The organism is Vagococcus bubulae, from assembly GCF_003950315.1.
Lineage (GTDB): Bacteria > Bacillota > Bacilli > Lactobacillales > Vagococcaceae > Vagococcus > Vagococcus bubulae.
On record NZ_NGJT01000017.1, the window covers coordinates 33254 to 50414 of the forward strand.

General features: G+C 33.5%; 13 protein-coding genes. 1 reads left to right on the forward strand and 12 read right to left on the reverse strand.

Annotated elements, in window-relative coordinates; genetic code table 11:
* Positions 1-2637 (reverse strand): pyruvate, phosphate dikinase, encoded by a 2637-nt coding sequence (gene ppdK, locus CBF36_RS09035; protein WP_125958133.1) that lies wholly within the window; start codon positions 2635-2637, stop codon positions 1-3.
* A 174-nt stretch (positions 2638-2811) separates the two neighbouring features.
* Here ppdK and CBF36_RS09040 point away from each other — a divergent pair, with 174 nt between their 5' ends.
* On the forward strand, positions 2812-3669 hold the full coding sequence (locus CBF36_RS09040) for a YitT family protein (RefSeq protein ID WP_125958134.1): 858 nt from the start codon (positions 2812-2814) through the stop codon (positions 3667-3669).
* Positions 3670-3708: 39 nt separating this feature from the next.
* Here the strand turns inward: CBF36_RS09040 and CBF36_RS09045 are convergent, their stop codons facing one another.
* The 11 genes from CBF36_RS09045 to liaX form a co-directional block, all read right to left on the reverse strand.
* Complete coding sequence (locus CBF36_RS09045) at positions 3709-3957, reverse strand: KH domain-containing protein (RefSeq protein ID WP_125958135.1); 249 nt, start codon at positions 3955-3957, stop codon at positions 3709-3711.
* A 13-nt stretch (positions 3958-3970) separates the two neighbouring features.
* The gene (gene rpsP, locus CBF36_RS09050; RefSeq protein ID WP_117974025.1) at positions 3971-4246 is read right to left on the reverse strand and encodes a 30S ribosomal protein S16; all 276 of its coding nucleotides are present in this window, start codon (positions 4244-4246) and stop codon (positions 3971-3973) included.
* A 96-nt stretch (positions 4247-4342) separates the two neighbouring features.
* Positions 4343-5233, reverse strand: coding sequence for an ABC transporter ATP-binding protein (locus CBF36_RS09055; protein WP_125958136.1), 891 nt, complete (start codon positions 5231-5233; stop codon positions 4343-4345).
* Positions 5234-5243: 10 nt separating this feature from the next.
* Complete coding sequence (locus CBF36_RS09060; protein WP_125958137.1) at positions 5244-6419, reverse strand: hypothetical protein; 1176 nt, start codon at positions 6417-6419, stop codon at positions 5244-5246.
* Entirely contained in the window at positions 6412-7476 is a 1065-nt protein-coding gene (locus CBF36_RS09065; RefSeq protein WP_125958138.1) for a hypothetical protein, read from the reverse strand. The genes CBF36_RS09060 and CBF36_RS09065 overlap by 8 nt, the downstream gene beginning before the upstream one ends.
* Before the next feature lie 123 nt (positions 7477-7599).
* Complete coding sequence (locus tag CBF36_RS09070; RefSeq protein ID WP_165865445.1) at positions 7600-8322, reverse strand: potassium channel family protein; 723 nt, start codon at positions 8320-8322, stop codon at positions 7600-7602.
* A gap of 18 nt (positions 8323-8340) precedes the next feature.
* Positions 8341-10161, reverse strand: a complete 1821-nt coding sequence (locus CBF36_RS09075) for a DUF6020 family protein (protein WP_125958140.1) — start codon at positions 10159-10161, stop codon at positions 8341-8343.
* A 74-nt stretch (positions 10162-10235) separates the two neighbouring features.
* Positions 10236-14477 (reverse strand): 2-hydroxyacyl-CoA dehydratase, encoded by a 4242-nt coding sequence (locus CBF36_RS09080; protein ID WP_125958141.1) that lies wholly within the window; start codon positions 14475-14477, stop codon positions 10236-10238.
* A 179-nt stretch (positions 14478-14656) separates the two neighbouring features.
* Positions 14657-15010, reverse strand: coding sequence for a phage holin family protein (locus CBF36_RS09085; protein ID WP_125958142.1), 354 nt, complete (start codon positions 15008-15010; stop codon positions 14657-14659).
* On the reverse strand, positions 15010-15330 hold the full coding sequence (locus tag CBF36_RS09090) for a PspC domain-containing protein (protein WP_125958143.1): 321 nt from the start codon (positions 15328-15330) through the stop codon (positions 15010-15012). The genes CBF36_RS09085 and CBF36_RS09090 overlap by 1 nt, the downstream gene beginning before the upstream one ends.
* A gap of 17 nt (positions 15331-15347) precedes the next feature.
* Positions 15348-16847 carry a daptomycin-sensing surface protein LiaX gene (liaX, locus tag CBF36_RS09095; RefSeq protein ID WP_125958144.1) on the reverse strand — a complete coding sequence of 500 codons (1500 nt, stop codon included), beginning with the start codon at positions 16845-16847 and terminating at the stop codon, positions 15348-15350.
* Positions 16848-17161: the final 314 nt, after the last annotated feature.

The following is a 17161-nucleotide window of genomic DNA, read 5'->3' on the forward strand; positions in this document are numbered from 1 at the left end:
TTATTTGTTATGGGATGCACGACGAATGGTACTTTGAGCTGCCGAAATATAGGCAATCGGAATTCTATATGGTGAACAAGAAACATAATCCAATCCAATGTCGTCAAAAAATTCAATTGATGTTGGATCTCCACCTAACTCACCACACACACCTATTTTAATATCAGGAGTGCTTGAACGTCCTTTTTCGACAGCCGCCTTAATTAATTCACCCACCCCATCTTTATCAATTGTCTGGAATGGATCAACTGGTAGTACACCTTTTGATACATAATCATTAATATATTTGGCCGCATCATCTCTTGAAAAACCAAACGTCATTTGAGTTAAATCATTTGTCCCAAAACTAAAGAAATCTGCTGTTTTGGCTAATTGATCAGCAATCAAACAAGCTCTTGGCAATTCAATCATTGTCCCAATGCGGTAAAAGACTGTAATATCTTCTTCTTCCATCAAGGCATCAAGATATAATTCGATTTTTTCCTTTAATTCACTCAATTCTTTTGTCGTTCCTACTAATGGTATCATAATTTCTGGTGTTACGTCTAAACCTGTTTCACGTTTCATGGCAATCGCACTACGAATAATGGCTTCACTTTGCATAATATACAGTTCTGGATATGTCATCCCTAAGCGACAGCCACGATGACCAAGCATTGGATTAATTTCATGTAGTTCTTTTAATCGTCTCTCGATTTCTGATGGGCTGACATTCATCTCTGTAGCAAGGTGTTTAATGTCTTCTTCTTTTGTTGGCATAAATTCATGCAATGGTGGATCAAGTAAACGTATCACTCCTGGTAAATCATTTAGTGTCGTAAATATTTCTTTAAAGTCCTCCATTTGATACTCTAAAATCACTTTAAGTGCTTTTTCTCGTTCCATAAAACTATTTGATAAAATAAAACGTCTCATTTGAATCAATCTTTCTGCCCCAAAGAACATGTGCTCTGTTCGAATTAATCCAATACCATCTGCACCAAAATATAGTCCTGTTTCGATATCATTGACTGTTTCAGCATTCATTCTCACATCAAGTCGAGCGTGCTTTTTAGCCCATGCCATAACTGTATCAAAATAGTGAGAGGTTCCTGTTACTTCAACATCCAATTCTCCTAAATAAATCACGCCATTTGAGCCGTCAACTGAAATAATATCTCCTTCATTTAATTGACCTCCTGGATAGACAACTCGTTTTAGAAAATCATCAATGTCTAATTCGCTACATCCAGCAACACAACAGGTTCCCATACCACGAGCGACAACTGCTGCGTGAGACGTCATACCTCCTCGACTTGTCACAATGGCTTCACTGGCAACCATCCCTTCAATGTCTTCTGGTGACGTTTCTTGACGCATTAAGATGACTTTTTCACCTCGTGCTGCCCATTCTTTTGCCGTAGCAGCATCAAAACAAATCTTTCCAACAGCCGACCCTGGACTTGCTGGTAACCCAACATCCGATACTTTTACGGCTTCTTCTAATGCTACTTTAGAAAACTCTGGGTGCAATAAATGACTAATCATATCTGGATTTAATGTCATTAACGCATCTTCTTCTCGTATTAATCCTTCTTCTACTAAATCAACCGCAATTTTCACACTGGCTTGTGCGGTACGTTTCCCATTTCGTGTTTGTAAAATATAGAGTTTTCCTTTTTCTACGGTAAACTCAATGTCTTGCATATCACGATAATGCTGTTCTAGTAAATGAGCAAGACGTTTAAATTCATCATAAACTTCTGGCATCTCTGTTTTTAGTTGCTCTATTGGTTCTGGCGTTCGAATACCTGCTACAACATCTTCGCCTTGAGCATTCATCAAGTATTCACCAAATAATTTATCTTCGCCTGTGGCTGGATTTCTAGTAAAAGCAACACCTGTTCCACTTGTATGACCACTGTTTCCAAAGACCATTAATTGAATGTTAACAGCCGTTCCAATATCATCAGGAATATGATTTAACTCACGGTAAATATGTGCTCGTTCATTATTCCAAGAATGAAACACGGCTTCAATAGCCAAGTAAAGTTGCTCTTTTGCCGATTGAGGAAACGGTTTCTTTTTAATTTCTAAAATAATGCGTTTAAACTCAATCACAATTTGTTTTAAGTCATTACCAGATAGCTCACTATCTAATTTAACCCCATGTTTTTGTTTATAAAAAGTTAAATAATTTTCAAAGTATTGCATATCAATCCCAAAGACAACGTTTCCAAACATTTGTAATAAACGTCGATAGCAATCATAAGCAAATGCTTCGTCCTCTGTTAATGAAGCAAGTTGTTCTACTGTTTCATCATTTAATCCTAAATTTAAAATGGTATCCATCATACCAGGCATTGAAAATTTTGCCCCACTTCTGACTGATACAAGTAACAAGTCATTATCACCTTCAAATGATTTGTTTGTTTTCTTTTCTAATAAACTTAAATGCTCATCTATTTCTTTTTTTAATTCATCTGATAATTCTTTTGTTGTATTTAAAAAAGACATACAGGCTTCAGTCGTAATCGTAAACCCTGGTGGTACTGGTAAGCCTAAGCGTGTCATTTCAGCCAAGTTTGCTCCCTTACCGCCCAATAGGTCTTTCATATCTGCATTGCCTTCATCAAATTGATATACTTGTTTTAACACACTAATTCCTCCAATTAACTTTTAATAGTACCTGTTATTGATTATATAGTACGTCATATATAAAATCAATAGGCATTTAATAGGTTTTATTGGAATTGTTTTAACAAAATAATTTAAAAACTCTTTAAAATGTTTCTGATATAAGTTACGATATATTTTCAAGGAGGAGTCATTATGGTACAAACGTTACAAAAAAAAATAGGGCCTCGCTTTAGCGATACACTTTTTATCATCATTGGAACACTATTTGTCGCTTTTGGTTTCAATGCTTTTTTATTGCCTAACCGAATTGTTTCAGGAGGGATTAATGGATTAACGATTATCTTATATGAAACACTTCATTTAACACCTAGTATTGTGTTATTTTCTGTCAATTTCGTCTTATTGACATTATCTTTTTTCTTATTAGGGAAAGAAGTTTTTTTCAAAAGTATTTTAGGGAGCTTTCTCGTCCCCTTATTCGTTTCATTGCTTCATGGGGTTGCGTTAAATAATATTGAGCCGATACTTGCTGCTATTTTTGGTGGTGTCACAGTTGGACTAGGAGTTGGTTTAGTCTTTTTAGGAAAAGGCTCTACTGGAGGGACTGCTCTGATTGCGTTAATCGTTCAAAAATATATTCCAATTAAATTGGGGATTATTTTAGGAATTTGTGATGGACTTGTTATTTTAAGTGCATTATTTGTCTTTGATGTTCAAACGGTCTTATTTGCTCTCATTGCATTATATTTAACGAGTCGTATGGTCGATACGGTTCAGGTTGGACCAGAATCTTCTAAAAATGTCATGATCATCTCAAATGATTATAAAAAAATTAGAGAACAAATTATTTCTGATTTAGATTTAGGAGCTACTCTTATTCCTATTGAAGGTGGTCTAAACTTGGAATCAAAAAAAATGATTATGGTCGTGATTCAAGAAGATCAATTCATTACATTAAAACAATCTATCCTAGACATCGACGAAGAAGCCTTTGTTGTTGTAACAAGTGCTCATGAAGTCGTTGGAAAAGGATTTACAGCTTATAGATAGCAAAAAAGCAAGCACTAGATTATCTCTAATGCTTGCTTTTTAATTGTTGTCATCTAGGATATTTAAACGAATTCTTTTAGAATCATTCGTGCGAACACTGTAGACAATCGTACGAATTGCTTTTGCAACACGACCTTGTTTTCCAATAATTCGACCGATATCTTCTGAAGCCACTCTTAAGTTGTACTCCATAAATTCTTCAGATTCTTCAACATCTAAACGAACAGAATCAGGTTGACTAACTAACGGACGGACAATGGTTAATACCAAATCTTTTGCATCAGTCATTCATATGCCCACCTTATTTTTTAGTGTATTTAGCTTCGTGATGTTTTTTCATGATTCCTTCACGAGATAAAATGTTACGTACTGTATCAGAAGGTTGAGCTCCTTTTGATAACCAGTCTAAGATTAAGTCTTCTTCAACTTTTACTTGAGCTGGATCTGTTAATGGGTTGTAAGTTCCCACTACTTCGATGTAACGTCCATCACGAGGTGAACGAGAATCTGCTACTACCATACGATAAAAAGGTTTCTTTTTAGAACCCATACGTTTTAAACGAATTTTAACTGCCATTATTAAGGCACCTCCAAAAATTTTTTGATTTGTTTTAATCACAAAGCATAGTTTAACAGTTTTAATTAATCTTGTAAAGTGTTTTTTCTTTACAGGTCAATTTTTTTTATTTAACCCAAATTTTATTTCATACGCTTCTTTTAGAGTTAATCTTGAAACACTGATAGTTTGCATTTTTTCAACCGGAATATCATTAAATATCGTGTGCTCTTCTTCTTTTTCTAAAGGAATAATCAACCTATCTTCAGATAATAATATTCCTCTACTTAAAAGTGAATCAGGCAGGAAACTACTATCTGTCACATTTATTTTTAAAAACTTTTCACCATTTTGATGTGGACTAGATTTATCATAAAATAATTCCAACTGACCATTAATCAAGAAAAAAATTCGGTCTGCATAAGATTCTAGATTATCCAGTAAATGAGAAGCGATAAAAATAAGTTTTCCTTCATCTCTTTTTTTAGACATCATCATTGATATGAGTGTCACGTTTGTCGGATCAAGACCATTCATCACTTCATCCATCAGCATAATTTTTGTATCGGTCACTATTTGCATAGCAAAACACAACCGTTGCCTCATTCCCAATGAGTAGCTACTAACATTATCATTCACATAATGTGTCATATGTAATTCGATTACCAACCGTTTGATATCAATCGTCGAATGCCAAATCGCTTTATACATACTCAAGTGTTCCATCCCTGTTTTTGATTCATATAAATCTTGTTGGTCTGGCATCATACTTATTTTTTTATACAAATTAATTTGATCTTTTGCTGTTTTATACGTATCGGTCCCATCAATAATCAGCTGACCTTTTTGTGGTTTATTATAATTCATTAATACATTTAATAGTGTGCTTTTTCCTGTTCCATTTGGTGCAACAAGACCAATGATTTCTCCTGCATGAAATTCTTGTGTAATATCAACTAATATTGGCTTATTTTTATAAGCGAAACGAATATTTTCTAATTTTATCATCGTATCCTCCTTATATTTGACGTTTCTTGATTGTACTTAGTTTCGTTATAACAATAAATACACCAATTGATATACCCACAACCATCAATCCTTGATTATATGTGAGAAATGGAGTGGACCAGAAAAATCCTTGGTAACCAGAAACAACATCACCGGTAAATAAGTAACTCATTGGCGAATATTGAATGGCATAAATATCACCCAAGCCATGTCTTTGATACAATAAACTTGAAAAAGTGATACAACTGATCATAACTAAATTTAGAAAATCATTTTTTGACCAATATGATATTAGTAATGAGACTAGCATAATTAAAAAGACTAGTAGTAATAATAATAAACTACTTTTGACTAGAAAAAGGCCAATTGTTTGACTATGGAAAGTTGATTCAAGATTGGAAATAGCCTCAACAGGAAAAACACTATAACTAGAAGGTAAATGGATAGAGCCAAATCCTCGTCGTAGTCCAACAATAATAAACCCAATGCCTAATGGAATGATGACCAAAAATAAACCACTCATAGTAACGATAAGTTTTATCATCATTCGTCTAAATAGACTGATTGGGTAACCATCAATTAAACTACTATGCTTTCTATCTTTACTTAATAAATCAATCGAAAATAAAATGGCCAGTAAACTAAATAACATCGGTACTATTCGTTTCATCAATCGTTCAACCTGTTGCCAAGCTGTCCTTTCATTCAGTTCATTCATAGATAAAGAGTTGCCTCGTTTAGCATATTCCGTCATCTTAGGTATCATACTACTGCTACCGTATGTATTTTCAAACTTAGCGAAATCATTGCCATAAGTATAATAAGATGGATTGTAACTTGTCCCAAAGCCGTACCATATAGCACTACTTGCAGCATACTCAGCCAAATGATTTGATTTTAAAGACTCATATCGTTTCTTTTCAGTAGGCAACATGATATTAAATGCCGCTACTGCTTCTAAAACTCTTGGATGTGTATCACCATCTAAATTAACTGTTTCTAAAAACTGTTTCTTATCTAAGTAACTAGATTCCAAATTTTTAAAATTGGTTGCCTCATGGATTTTATAACTCGGCTCTAATTGAATAACAAAGAATAATGTAAGAAGTCCCACAAGAAGATACAATACGATATTCTTTTTGTTATGAAAAAAGTCGTCATACTCTTGTTTGATGTATTCACTCATATTGTCTTCCTCTCTTTGTAAAGGTTAATTGCCACACACAAATAATAAATAAAATAAGTATCATTGTGATTAAGATAATCAGTCCTTGATTTGTTGACAGATTCCACTGGCCATCTATGATTAATGATGGGGATAAGATTCCTAACCATTGAAACACACTCAGTTGGATAATTGATGGAAATAAAAATAGCAAACTATACACCAAACATTCAACGATGACAGTGACGTAACTATTATTAGTAATAGTATTTAACATAATACTCAGTAAAAAGGAAGCAAGATATAACAAAGCACCAAACAAGACAAAATAACTCATTTTCCCCAGTACACTAATCACTACAAACACCTGTTGTTTAATGACTTCGACAGAACCAAAATCGCCAAACAACTTATTATCAAAAAATTGTAGCAAAGCAAGATAGCTGATACTTCCTATGAAGATACCCATTATCACTAAAAATCTTTTACCACATATTCTAACTAAACGTTGTATTAAACTTCGAGGTTGACCTTTAACCAAACTCTCATGATCTTTTTCTTCCACAACCAATCGTGAATTAACTAAAGACATCAGTGGAAACCAAACAAACCCTAACATACTTAAAAGAGAAACTAATAATCGACCAAATGACTGTTTACCTAATGATAACGTCTCATGATCCTGTTTTAAATTCTGATAATACACCTTATCTCTTTGTATTTGAGTGCGTGTTTTTTGTAGTGAAACAATGTCAGCAAAACCATCTAATGTTTGTGCCTTTTCTTGAATAGCTGTTAACTCAATCGAGGTATCAATAAATTTTCTTTCATCTTGAAATAGTAAAGCATTTGATTGCCTGGCAATTTGAGAGGCTTGTTCTAATAAGTTTCGATACAACTCGCTGCCGTCTTCACTCGCCATTTGTCGATAATCAAGTAAGGCAATATCTATTTGTAAGGTTTCTGATTGATTATTTTTTTGAAGTTTATAACTATTTCTTTGTTGAGCGATATAAAATATACCTGTTAATATACTTAATAACAGAACAATATAAATCACATATTTTTTTCTTATCATTCGACACCTCTTTTTCCTCATCATTTTATCATTAAAAACAGAATATCATAACCAAATAAAATATGATACTAAACACACAACAAAAAAACCTCGCATAAAGCGAGGTACATAACATCTATAAATTTAACGATTTCTTTTTTTCTTTTTTTGTTCCAACTTCAACCACGCATCAATAATTTCTAGATCATCTTCACTAAATGATTTTTCTTTTAATAAAGATTCGATAATATAATCCGCTTTTTTATGAGTCGGCTTCTTAGAATGACTTAGGACACGTGTCAAACTACTGGTAAATGTCGAGATAATCCCCACACCTAATATCATTAAAACACCACCAATAAACCGTCCCAAACCTGTTTGGATAACAATATCGCCATATCCAACTGTCGTAACTGTCTGCATTTCCCACCAAATCAAATCCTCATAATTTTTAATGTTCGGCTCCACCCACAACAAAGGAAGTGGCAAGAAAATAAAGATAATTAAAAAGATATTAAAGAGTTTCCCAGTTCCTGTCTCTCTCAATTTTAAAAATACAGGCAACACATAACGTTGACCAATTGATGTAATCTGAATACTTTGAATCACAAGTGGGAAAAACTTTACTAACCGAAAAGCATGATGAAAAGGGATAATCGCAATAAAATCTAGAAAATGATGCTTCAAATAATCCTTTTTATCATCAGTTTTCCATAACGTGTAAAAACTATCTAAAGCAAAAACAACAAGTATTATCATGTTAATCATTTCTTTGTGTTTAAAATTAATGACGTTCACCACAATTGAAATGATAATCAATAAAAACATGACCATTAAATAAACTTTCTTTAATTTTGGTTGTTTCATCATTTTCTCCTACTTTGATTAATCATTTAAATCAAGGGATGGTTTCTTTTTTGTCTGCAATGCAACAACTAGAAGAAAAGGTGTTACTAATACAATAGGTAAAATATAACGAATATAACCTAAAGTAATTGGACCAGCGATTAACGTTCCAATAAATGCTCCCGTTGGAATCAGTAAACCAGCTAAATAAAACTGCTTATCTGTAAACCATAAAACAAATACTGCCAACATCATAAAAACATAAAAAGCATAATTATCTATTTGCGCTAACACTGGTAATCGGTCAAACACTTTATATAATCTGACACGTATCTTATTTAATCTAAGAGAACGTTTGTTATCATGAATGCCTATTTTTTCTAAATTCATCGTTTCCATATCATCAGCAGACATCTTGACACCATTTGAATAATAATCATTCACTGTTTTGTTTAAATTAAATAAATTTGAATGACTCGCCATAACTGACTCAACAGCCGTTAGTGGTTCCATTCTTATTTGTTTTTTTACAACATTAAAATAATCAGTCATCTCGTCTTTTGTAGCCGATTCATTGTGTGTCGCTTTTACCACATCTGAACGATACGGATCATAATTTTTCTTAATAGCATCATAATCTAATACTTTATCAATCACTATGCGCTCTTTTTCTGTTACATCACTGCTATGAAATTTTGCATACCTTGCAGTAAATTGAAAAGGAAGCGACAGCATTTCGCGTCGTTTTGGTGTGGTTTGTTCTTCAGCAAACGCATTAGCTAAAAAAGTATTACACCCAAAACCGACAAGTAAACCGAGTATCATCATTATCGTAACGGAGGTTAATCGATAAAACTTCTTTCTCATAACTAACCCAAAAAACACATACACCACAATAGTTAATCCAATAAAATGAAGAGTATTATATCTAAACAGCATCATAAAAAACACACTAAAGAATAGCATGACATATAAATGATGCTTTTTATAGTAATCATCATCCACAAAATAAGTAATTAAACTTACCATATATAAAACAAAAAAACCGGAAAACATAATGTCTTTTGTTGCTAAAATAACTGTTCCATTTGTCATAGGAATCATCGCTAAAATAACCATAATAATCAGTAGTAATGAACTATTCCTGGTTAATTTGTATGTGACGTGAATAGCGTAAGACACACAAAATGCGACAAAAACAACTTGAACAACAGTATATAAAAATAACCCATTGTTAGCTGTACTAACTAATTGCCCAACATGTACATAACTCCCCATAAAAATAGTAGACGTAACAGGATGAGCTGCTGTCCTAGTACTTAGTAAAAAAAACTGAGTTAATTGATCCAATGAGTCTCCCATAAACACACTAGGGTATGCACTAAAGGCCACAAGTAACCAGACCAAATTAATTAAAATAAATGGTATTAAAAATGAATGAGCTTCAAACCACCGAATAAACCATCTATTATAATGAATGGTTTCGTCTTTATGATAATAATAAGTTAATATTTTTTGCATGGTTTCTATTAAGAGATAAAAAGAAGCAACAAATAATATAGAGTAAATCACCCCAACTGGAGACACAATGACCTCCATCACTGTGTCTAAACCTGAACCATAAATACTCATAAACCATGTCGCTATCGCAAAAAATAATGACACGATTTTTTGTAATATTTTCGTCTTTGTCTTTAACTTACTCACATAGTTAAATAAAAAAACTAAACCAACAAACCCTAACAAAGCCAATGCTGGACTATTTAATAAGCTTTTTTTGTAGTTTTCACTCTGACCAACTTGATTAAAAACAACTATTTGCCCTAAAATAACCACCATTGCTTTAACAACATTTTTCATAATCCCCTCACCTTTTCCAATCTATAACAACTCCTATATTATAAATTAGCCCTTGTATTTACTTTTTATTGTTACTAAGCTTTAACAGTTGGTTGCATATTTTTCTTAGCAGTAGCAAGCATCAAACGAATACGATTTAACTGGTTAACAACAGAGACGCCTGGGTCATAATCAATCGCCGCAATATTTGCCCCAGGGTATTGATGTCGTAATTCTTTAATAACACCTTTCCCCACAACATGGTTAGGTAAACAGCCAAATGGTTGCATACAGACAATATTATTAACCCCTGTTTTTAGTAAATCAATCATCTCTCCGGTTAAAAACCATCCTTCTCCAGTATGATTACCAATTGATAATACTTTACTAGCGTCTTCTGCTAATTGTTTAATAGAATGCACCCCATTAAATCGTTTAGAATTATTTAATGCTTTTGACATCGGTTTTTCTATTTTTTCAATCAATTTAATCGCAAATTCTGCATATGTTTTATTTTTCTTTGGCATTCCAAGATTTTCGTATTTCCAAACTTGATTGTATAGTGAATAATTCATAAACCCAATTAAATCAGGAACCACTACCTCTGCCCCCTCATCTTCCAATAATCTCACAATGTCATTATTAGCTGTTGGAGAATATTTCACAAAAATTTCTCCAACAATTCCGACTTTTGGTTTAGTGGTTTCATGTAATGGAATCGTATCAAAGTCTTGGATGATTTGCTTCATATTTTTATTAAACAATGTCAAAGAACCATTACGGACATTTTTTTCTACTTTTTTAAGCCAAGATTGATGTAGAGCATCAATGTCTCCTTTATTGACCTCATAAGGGCGTGTCCGATAAACTAAACGTTCAAACAAATCCCCGTACAATACAGCGACAGCTATTCGTTTTAACATTGGCAAGGTAAACTTAAAGCCTGGGTTTGTTTCGACTCCTTTATTACCTAGAGAAACCGATACAACAGGGACTTGAGAAAATCCTGCTTCTTTTAATGCTTTTCTAAGAAGTGGAATGTAATTTGTCGCACGACACCCACCACCTGTTTGTGTCATCAGCACACTCACATTATCTAAATCATACTCTCCACTTTGTAAAGCTTCCACAAGTTGACCTATTGAGATAATTGCTGGATAGCATGCATCGTTATTGACGTATTTTAACCCCACATTAACTGCCTCTTTATCCATCATCGGCAAACACACCACGTTGTAACCTGAAGACTCCAATGCGATATCAAATAGGCCACTTTGATGAATTGGGCTTAACATAGGCAACAATAATGTATGTTTTTTACGCATCTCTTTTGTAAAGACAATTTTTTCAGGCTCTTCAAATTGAATCTCCGGTTGATAATGATTTCTCTCACGCTCTTTCATTGCCGCTTTAAGAGAACGGATACGGATACGAATAGCCCCTAAATTTAGCCCTTCATCAATTTTTAGTACGGTAAAAATTTTACCATGTCTATCTAATATTTCTTCCACTTGGTCAGTTGTCACAGCGTCTATCCCACAACCAAATGAATTCAATTGAATCATCTCTAAGTGTTGATTTTTTCCAACCACTTTAGCTGCTGCATATAAACGAGAATGATACACCCATTGATTGACTACACGCAAATTGTCTACTTCTTCCAAATGAGAAATACTATCTTCTGTTAACACATGAAACCCTTCTTGAGTAATAATCTGTGAAATACCATGATTGATTTCTGGATCAATGTGATATGGTCGGCCCGCTAGAACAATCCCTTTTTCACCTTTTAACGTCAACATGCGAAGAGTCTCTTCACCTTTGGCTCGGATGTCTTCTTTAAATTTCTCCAACTCATCATACCCATGTGTTAAGGCATTTGTCACTTCTTCTTGTGTCACATCAAAATCTTTAAAGCACTCATATAAAACATGTGCCACTGAATCAGGATCCGCTAAGTTTAAAAATGGGTTACGATAATCCACTTTTCCCTCTCTGATGTCATCCATATTATTTCGTAACACATCAGGATAACTTTGAACGATTGGACAATTAAAATGATTGTCTGCTGACTTTTCTTCTTGTCTTTCAAAGATAACGCCTGGATAAAAAATCAACGGAACTCCGTCATCAATCAATGACTGAACATGTCCATGCGATATTTTGGCAGGATAACAGACAGTATCACTCGGTATCGTTTCCATACCTTTTTCATAGACTGACTTATTCGAGCGTGGTGAGAGTTTCACCCTAAATCCTAAATCGGTAAAAAACGTATGCCACAATGGGTAATTTTCATACATATTTAACACACGAGGTATCCCAATTTCTCCTCGTGTCACCTCTTTTTTACGAAGTGGTTTATATTTAAATAAGCGTTTGTACTTATAATCGACCAAGTTTTCTTTTTTATCTTCTTTTTTGACTTTAATTCTAGCACCACGTTCACAACGGTTTCCTGTAATAAACTGACGACCATCAGAAAATAACGTCACCGTTAACATACAATGATTTTCACACAACCCACAATCCATGCGATCATTTTCAATGGATAAGTCATCTAACTCTTCAAGAGATAAAATGGTTGATTCATCCCCCAATTCATAATCTTCTAATGCAATAAGGGATGCTCCAAAAGCTCCCATCAGTCCCGCAATCGATGGTCTCACAACTTCACGTCCTACAAGTTCTTCAAAAGCTCGTAAAACAGATTCGTTGTAAAATGTCCCACCTTGGCACACAATCTTTTCACCTAATTCTTCCGGTCTTCGAACTTTAATCACTTTATACAATGCATTTTTCACAACAGAATACGCTAATCCGGCAGAAATTTCTCCGACAGATGCACCTTCTTTTTGAACTTGCTTCACTTTCGAATTCATAAACACGGTACATTTAGACCCTAAATCAACTGGGTGACTGGCTTCTAATGCTAAATTCGCAAAATCTTCTACTCCGTAATTAAGTGATTTAGCAAATGATTCAATAAATGACCCACACCCTGAAGAACAAGCTTCGTTTAATTGAATAGATGACAAAACACCATCTTTAATCGTCATGGCTTTCATATCCTGTCCACCAATATCTAAAATAAAATCAACGCCTGGGTTAAAATAATTGGCAGATTTGTAATGAGCCACTGTTTCAACTTCCCCAATATCTATCTTCAATGCATGTTGAATTAATTTTTCACCATAACCAGTAATCGCTGACTTGGCAATAAAGGCTTTTTCTGGCAATTTTTTATAGACATCTTTTATGATACGGATGGTTGTTTCTAATGGTTCTCCTTCATTATTTCCATAATAAGAGTAAAGTAAATTTCCCTCATCATCAATCAACGTTAGTTTCGTCGTTGTCGAACCTGCATCAACACCTAAAAATACTGGCCCAACATGTGTGGCTAACTCTCTTTCATTCACAGATGCCTGATGATGTCTTTGTCTGAATGATGCTAAATCCTCTGGTGTTGCAAATAAAGGCTCTAAACGATCTGACTGAGATAATTCTGACATCTCTTCTGTTTCTAATAAGTGAATTAACTCACTTAACTGATTTGGTTTTGACTGTTCTGAATCAAGTGCTGCTCCCATGGCAACAAATAGTTGCGGATTTTCTGGGAAGATTACATCTTCTTCTTTTATATCTAATGTTTCAATAAATCGTTGGCGAAGTTCTGACATAAAGTATAATGGTCCACCTAAAAAAGCAATCTTACCTTTTATTTTTCTACCTGAAGCAAGACCTGCTATTGTTTGATTGACCACTGCTTGAAAAATACTTGCTGCAATATCTTCTTTTGCTGCGCCTTCATTAATTAAAGGTTGCACATCCGTTTTCGCAAACACCCCACATCTTGATGCAATAGGGTATATCGTTTGATAGTTTTTAGCTAATTCATTCACGCCATTAGCATCTGTTTTTAAGAGGGTTGCCATTTGGTCGATAAATGCACCTGTCCCCCCAGCACAACTACCGTTCATTCGTTGTTCCATTGCACCATCAAAAAAGGTTATCTTCGCATCTTCACCGCCTAATTCAATCGCAACATCCGTTTCTGGTATTATCTCTTCAACCGTTTTCGTACAGGCAATCACTTCTTGAATAAATTCAATATCTAAAATATCAGCTAAACCAATCCCACCCGAACCTGTGATATTCATCGTTAAGGGTTGGTCACCGATCACTTTTTGTGCTTCTTTCAAAATATTTATTGCTGCAGTTTTAACATCGGAATAGTGACGCTCATACTTGGAAAATAACACGTCATTTTCTTCATTTATCACGACCAGTTTTACAGTGGTTGATCCCACATCAATGCCAGAACGTAATGTCATCTTCTTTCCCTACTTTCTTTATCTGTCCACTCAATCCATTTTCAAAACTTTTTCATAAATACTAGTTTAAATCAAAAGACATAAAAAATCTAGCAAAGAGATAAATCAATTTAAAATCAGTCAAATTAACAAAAAAAGCATACAGTGTTAACACACCATATGCTTCAACTATTCATTTTTTAATATCTATCCACTTGTCTATTAGCGATAATTGAATTTATCAGTGACAACAATAACGAAATAAAAACAGCTGCTCCTAAACTTGAAAAAGCAAAGTTTTGTTCGCCTACAATCACTGATGTAAATTTTAACATCAATCCATTTATCACAAAACTGAATAACCCAAACGTTATGAGTGTAATCGGTAGGGATAAAATATGTAATATCGGTTTTACTAACACATTTAAGGCAGATAACACGATACTTGCCACAATTGCCATCATAAAACTGTTGACATAAAACATGGAAGGAAATAACACCGATAATGAGATAAACGCCAATGTATTAATAATTAGACGTTGAAAATAGGTCACTAAAAGTCACTCCAGTCATCTTCTTCTACTTTTTGAGCTTCTTTTCTTGGTCGTTTTGTTTTATATCTTTTAGATGATTCTTCATATGGATGGCTGTTGTATCCTTCATATGGAGAACGTGGTCTACTTTGTTTATTTGAAGCTGGAACAATCAAGGCTAATAAAATATATAAAATAATTGGTGAGCCAAATGTAAACATAGATAAAATCACATAAATGATTCTTACCAACGTTGGATCAATATTAAAATATTCTGCAATCCCTGCTAATGTTCCTGTTAAAACAATATTATTACTTGATTTTGTTAGTTTTCTTCCCATTTTTATCACTCCATCTATTAGTCATTATCTTTCAAGTAAATACTTCCTGTTGTGGTATTTAAAGATAATTGAATCATGTCATCTTCTTGTCGAACAAATTCAACCATTTGATTCATTCGCTCTTTCTTTTCTTTTAAAATATCAATGTTATCCAAACGATTTTTGATTGAACCAAAGTTTGTTTGACAATCTGCTTGAATACCAGCTTGTTTAGCTAAAGACACTTTAATGTCTCCATTCACCACTGTCGCTTTGATTTTTTTAGTTTTTAAATCATTTGATGTGATTTTTACTGTTCCATTAATTAACGATACATTTGTATGCTCAATAACAGATTTACTAATTAATTCTCCATTCACTGTTTGACCAATAAAATCAACAATCTCACTATCTTCTACTTGGATATTACCATTAACACCTTCAACTTCCAACATGGTTGCTTTAATATTTTTTACTTTCATTTTACCATTGGTTGATTTTAAGAAAACGTCACCTAATAACATATCCTCAACTTTAATATCACCATTTAACATTTTTACTGACACATGGTCAAATAAATGTTGTGGTAAATAAAAATCTAATTCACAGCTTAGTCGTTTGTTTGGTACTTGGAATGAAATATTTTCTTCATCCACAACAATCTCACTGCGCTCAATGAACGCTTCAAATGGTGTATTGTTGTTTAATTTACCATAAAACTTAATGTTGGCAACGACTTTTACATCTGGTTGGTCCCATGTTTTAAATTTAACTTTACCATTTGCTACTTTGACATCAATCAATGTAGCAGTACTATTTGGATAAAGAAACTCATGTGTAAAACTATGAGAGCTTACACCAGGTACTTTAATATTAACATCTTTCCATTCCACATTCTCTGAAACGGTAGAACTAACAGCATCCACTGTTTTTTTCAAAAAGTCACCAAAGTACTTACCTGCTTCTTCTACTTTGCCAGAAGCTTGATTGATTTTTTCATTCGTTTGTTCTTTCCAATCCTTTGGAATATCAAATCCTAATATTTTTTCTGTCTCTTGTGTATCACGTCGCTCTTTTTTAATCGATTTTAATTCTTCATTTAATTCTGCTTTTTCATTAGATAATTGAACATCTGTTTCTTTTAAATAAGCTAAATCTTTTTTCAGTTGCTCACGCTCTGCTTCTTTTTCAGGCGTCAATGTATCTAAATCTTCCATTGTATCAAAGACTGTCAATTGTTCTTCGATTTCTCGAATATCTTGTCTTAATCCCTGAATCTCAACAGTTAATTCATCATACTCCACAGATTTTCTATTTTCTTCTTCTGCTAATTTTTCTAAAATCTTTTCTAATGCCTCATTGTCATTATAGCCTGTTTGGGCTTGTTCTTCTGCTGATTTATAGTTCACTTGTTTTGCTTCATTGTCAATTAATTTTTCATCTTTTTCTGTGGCAATATTTTCTAATAATACTAAAGCCTCTTCAGTTGTTAAAATACCTTTTTTAACTAAGTCTAAAATTCTTTCGCGTTCGTTCATTGTATATCCTCCTCTTAACTTCTTTATCTATACATTACTAACCTACACTCATATTATGTCTTATTTTTAAACAAATGTCATAGGACTTGAGTTGGATTTATTCCTGTATACCAAGACTTATTGATTTATCATTCTAAAAAATAAAAGAGGCTGACCCAAAAGTCTATTAACGAAAATTAAAAGGAACAAAATTATTTTTGATTTTGTTCCTTTTTTTTGACGAAAAAAATAGCACTATCCTTTATAATTAAGGTGACTAAACCAACTAAAAAGGAGTGCTATTTATGTATAAAGATTATAACATGAACCAAGTC

Excerpts from the sequence above, each read along its gene's own strand:
- CBF36_RS09040 (WP_125958134.1), top strand. The coding sequence starts at position 2,812 with ATGGTACAAACGTTACAAAAAAAAATAGGGCCTCGCTTTAGCGATACA.
- CBF36_RS09045 (WP_125958135.1), bottom strand. The coding sequence starts at position 3,957 with ATGACTGATGCAAAAGATTTGGTATTAACCATTGTCCGTCCGTTAGTT.
- rpsP (WP_117974025.1), bottom strand. The coding sequence starts at position 4,246 with ATGGCAGTTAAAATTCGTTTAAAACGTATGGGTTCTAAAAAGAAACCT.
- CBF36_RS09055 (WP_125958136.1), bottom strand. The coding sequence starts at position 5,233 with ATGATAAAATTAGAAAATATTCGTTTCGCTTATAAAAATAAGCCAATA.
- CBF36_RS09060 (WP_125958137.1), bottom strand. The coding sequence starts at position 6,419 with ATGAGTGAATACATCAAACAAGAGTATGACGACTTTTTTCATAACAAA.
- CBF36_RS09065 (WP_125958138.1), bottom strand. The coding sequence starts at position 7,476 with ATGATAAGAAAAAAATATGTGATTTATATTGTTCTGTTATTAAGTATA.
- CBF36_RS09070 (WP_165865445.1), bottom strand. The coding sequence starts at position 8,322 with ATGAAACAACCAAAATTAAAGAAAGTTTATTTAATGGTCATGTTTTTA.
- CBF36_RS09075 (WP_125958140.1), bottom strand. The coding sequence starts at position 10,161 with ATGAAAAATGTTGTTAAAGCAATGGTGGTTATTTTAGGGCAAATAGTT.
- CBF36_RS09080 (WP_125958141.1), bottom strand. The coding sequence starts at position 14,477 with ATGACATTACGTTCTGGCATTGATGTGGGATCAACCACTGTAAAACTG.
- CBF36_RS09090 (WP_125958143.1), bottom strand. The coding sequence starts at position 15,330 with ATGGGAAGAAAACTAACAAAATCAAGTAATAATATTGTTTTAACAGGA.
- liaX (WP_125958144.1), bottom strand. The coding sequence starts at position 16,847 with ATGAACGAACGCGAAAGAATTTTAGACTTAGTTAAAAAAGGTATTTTA.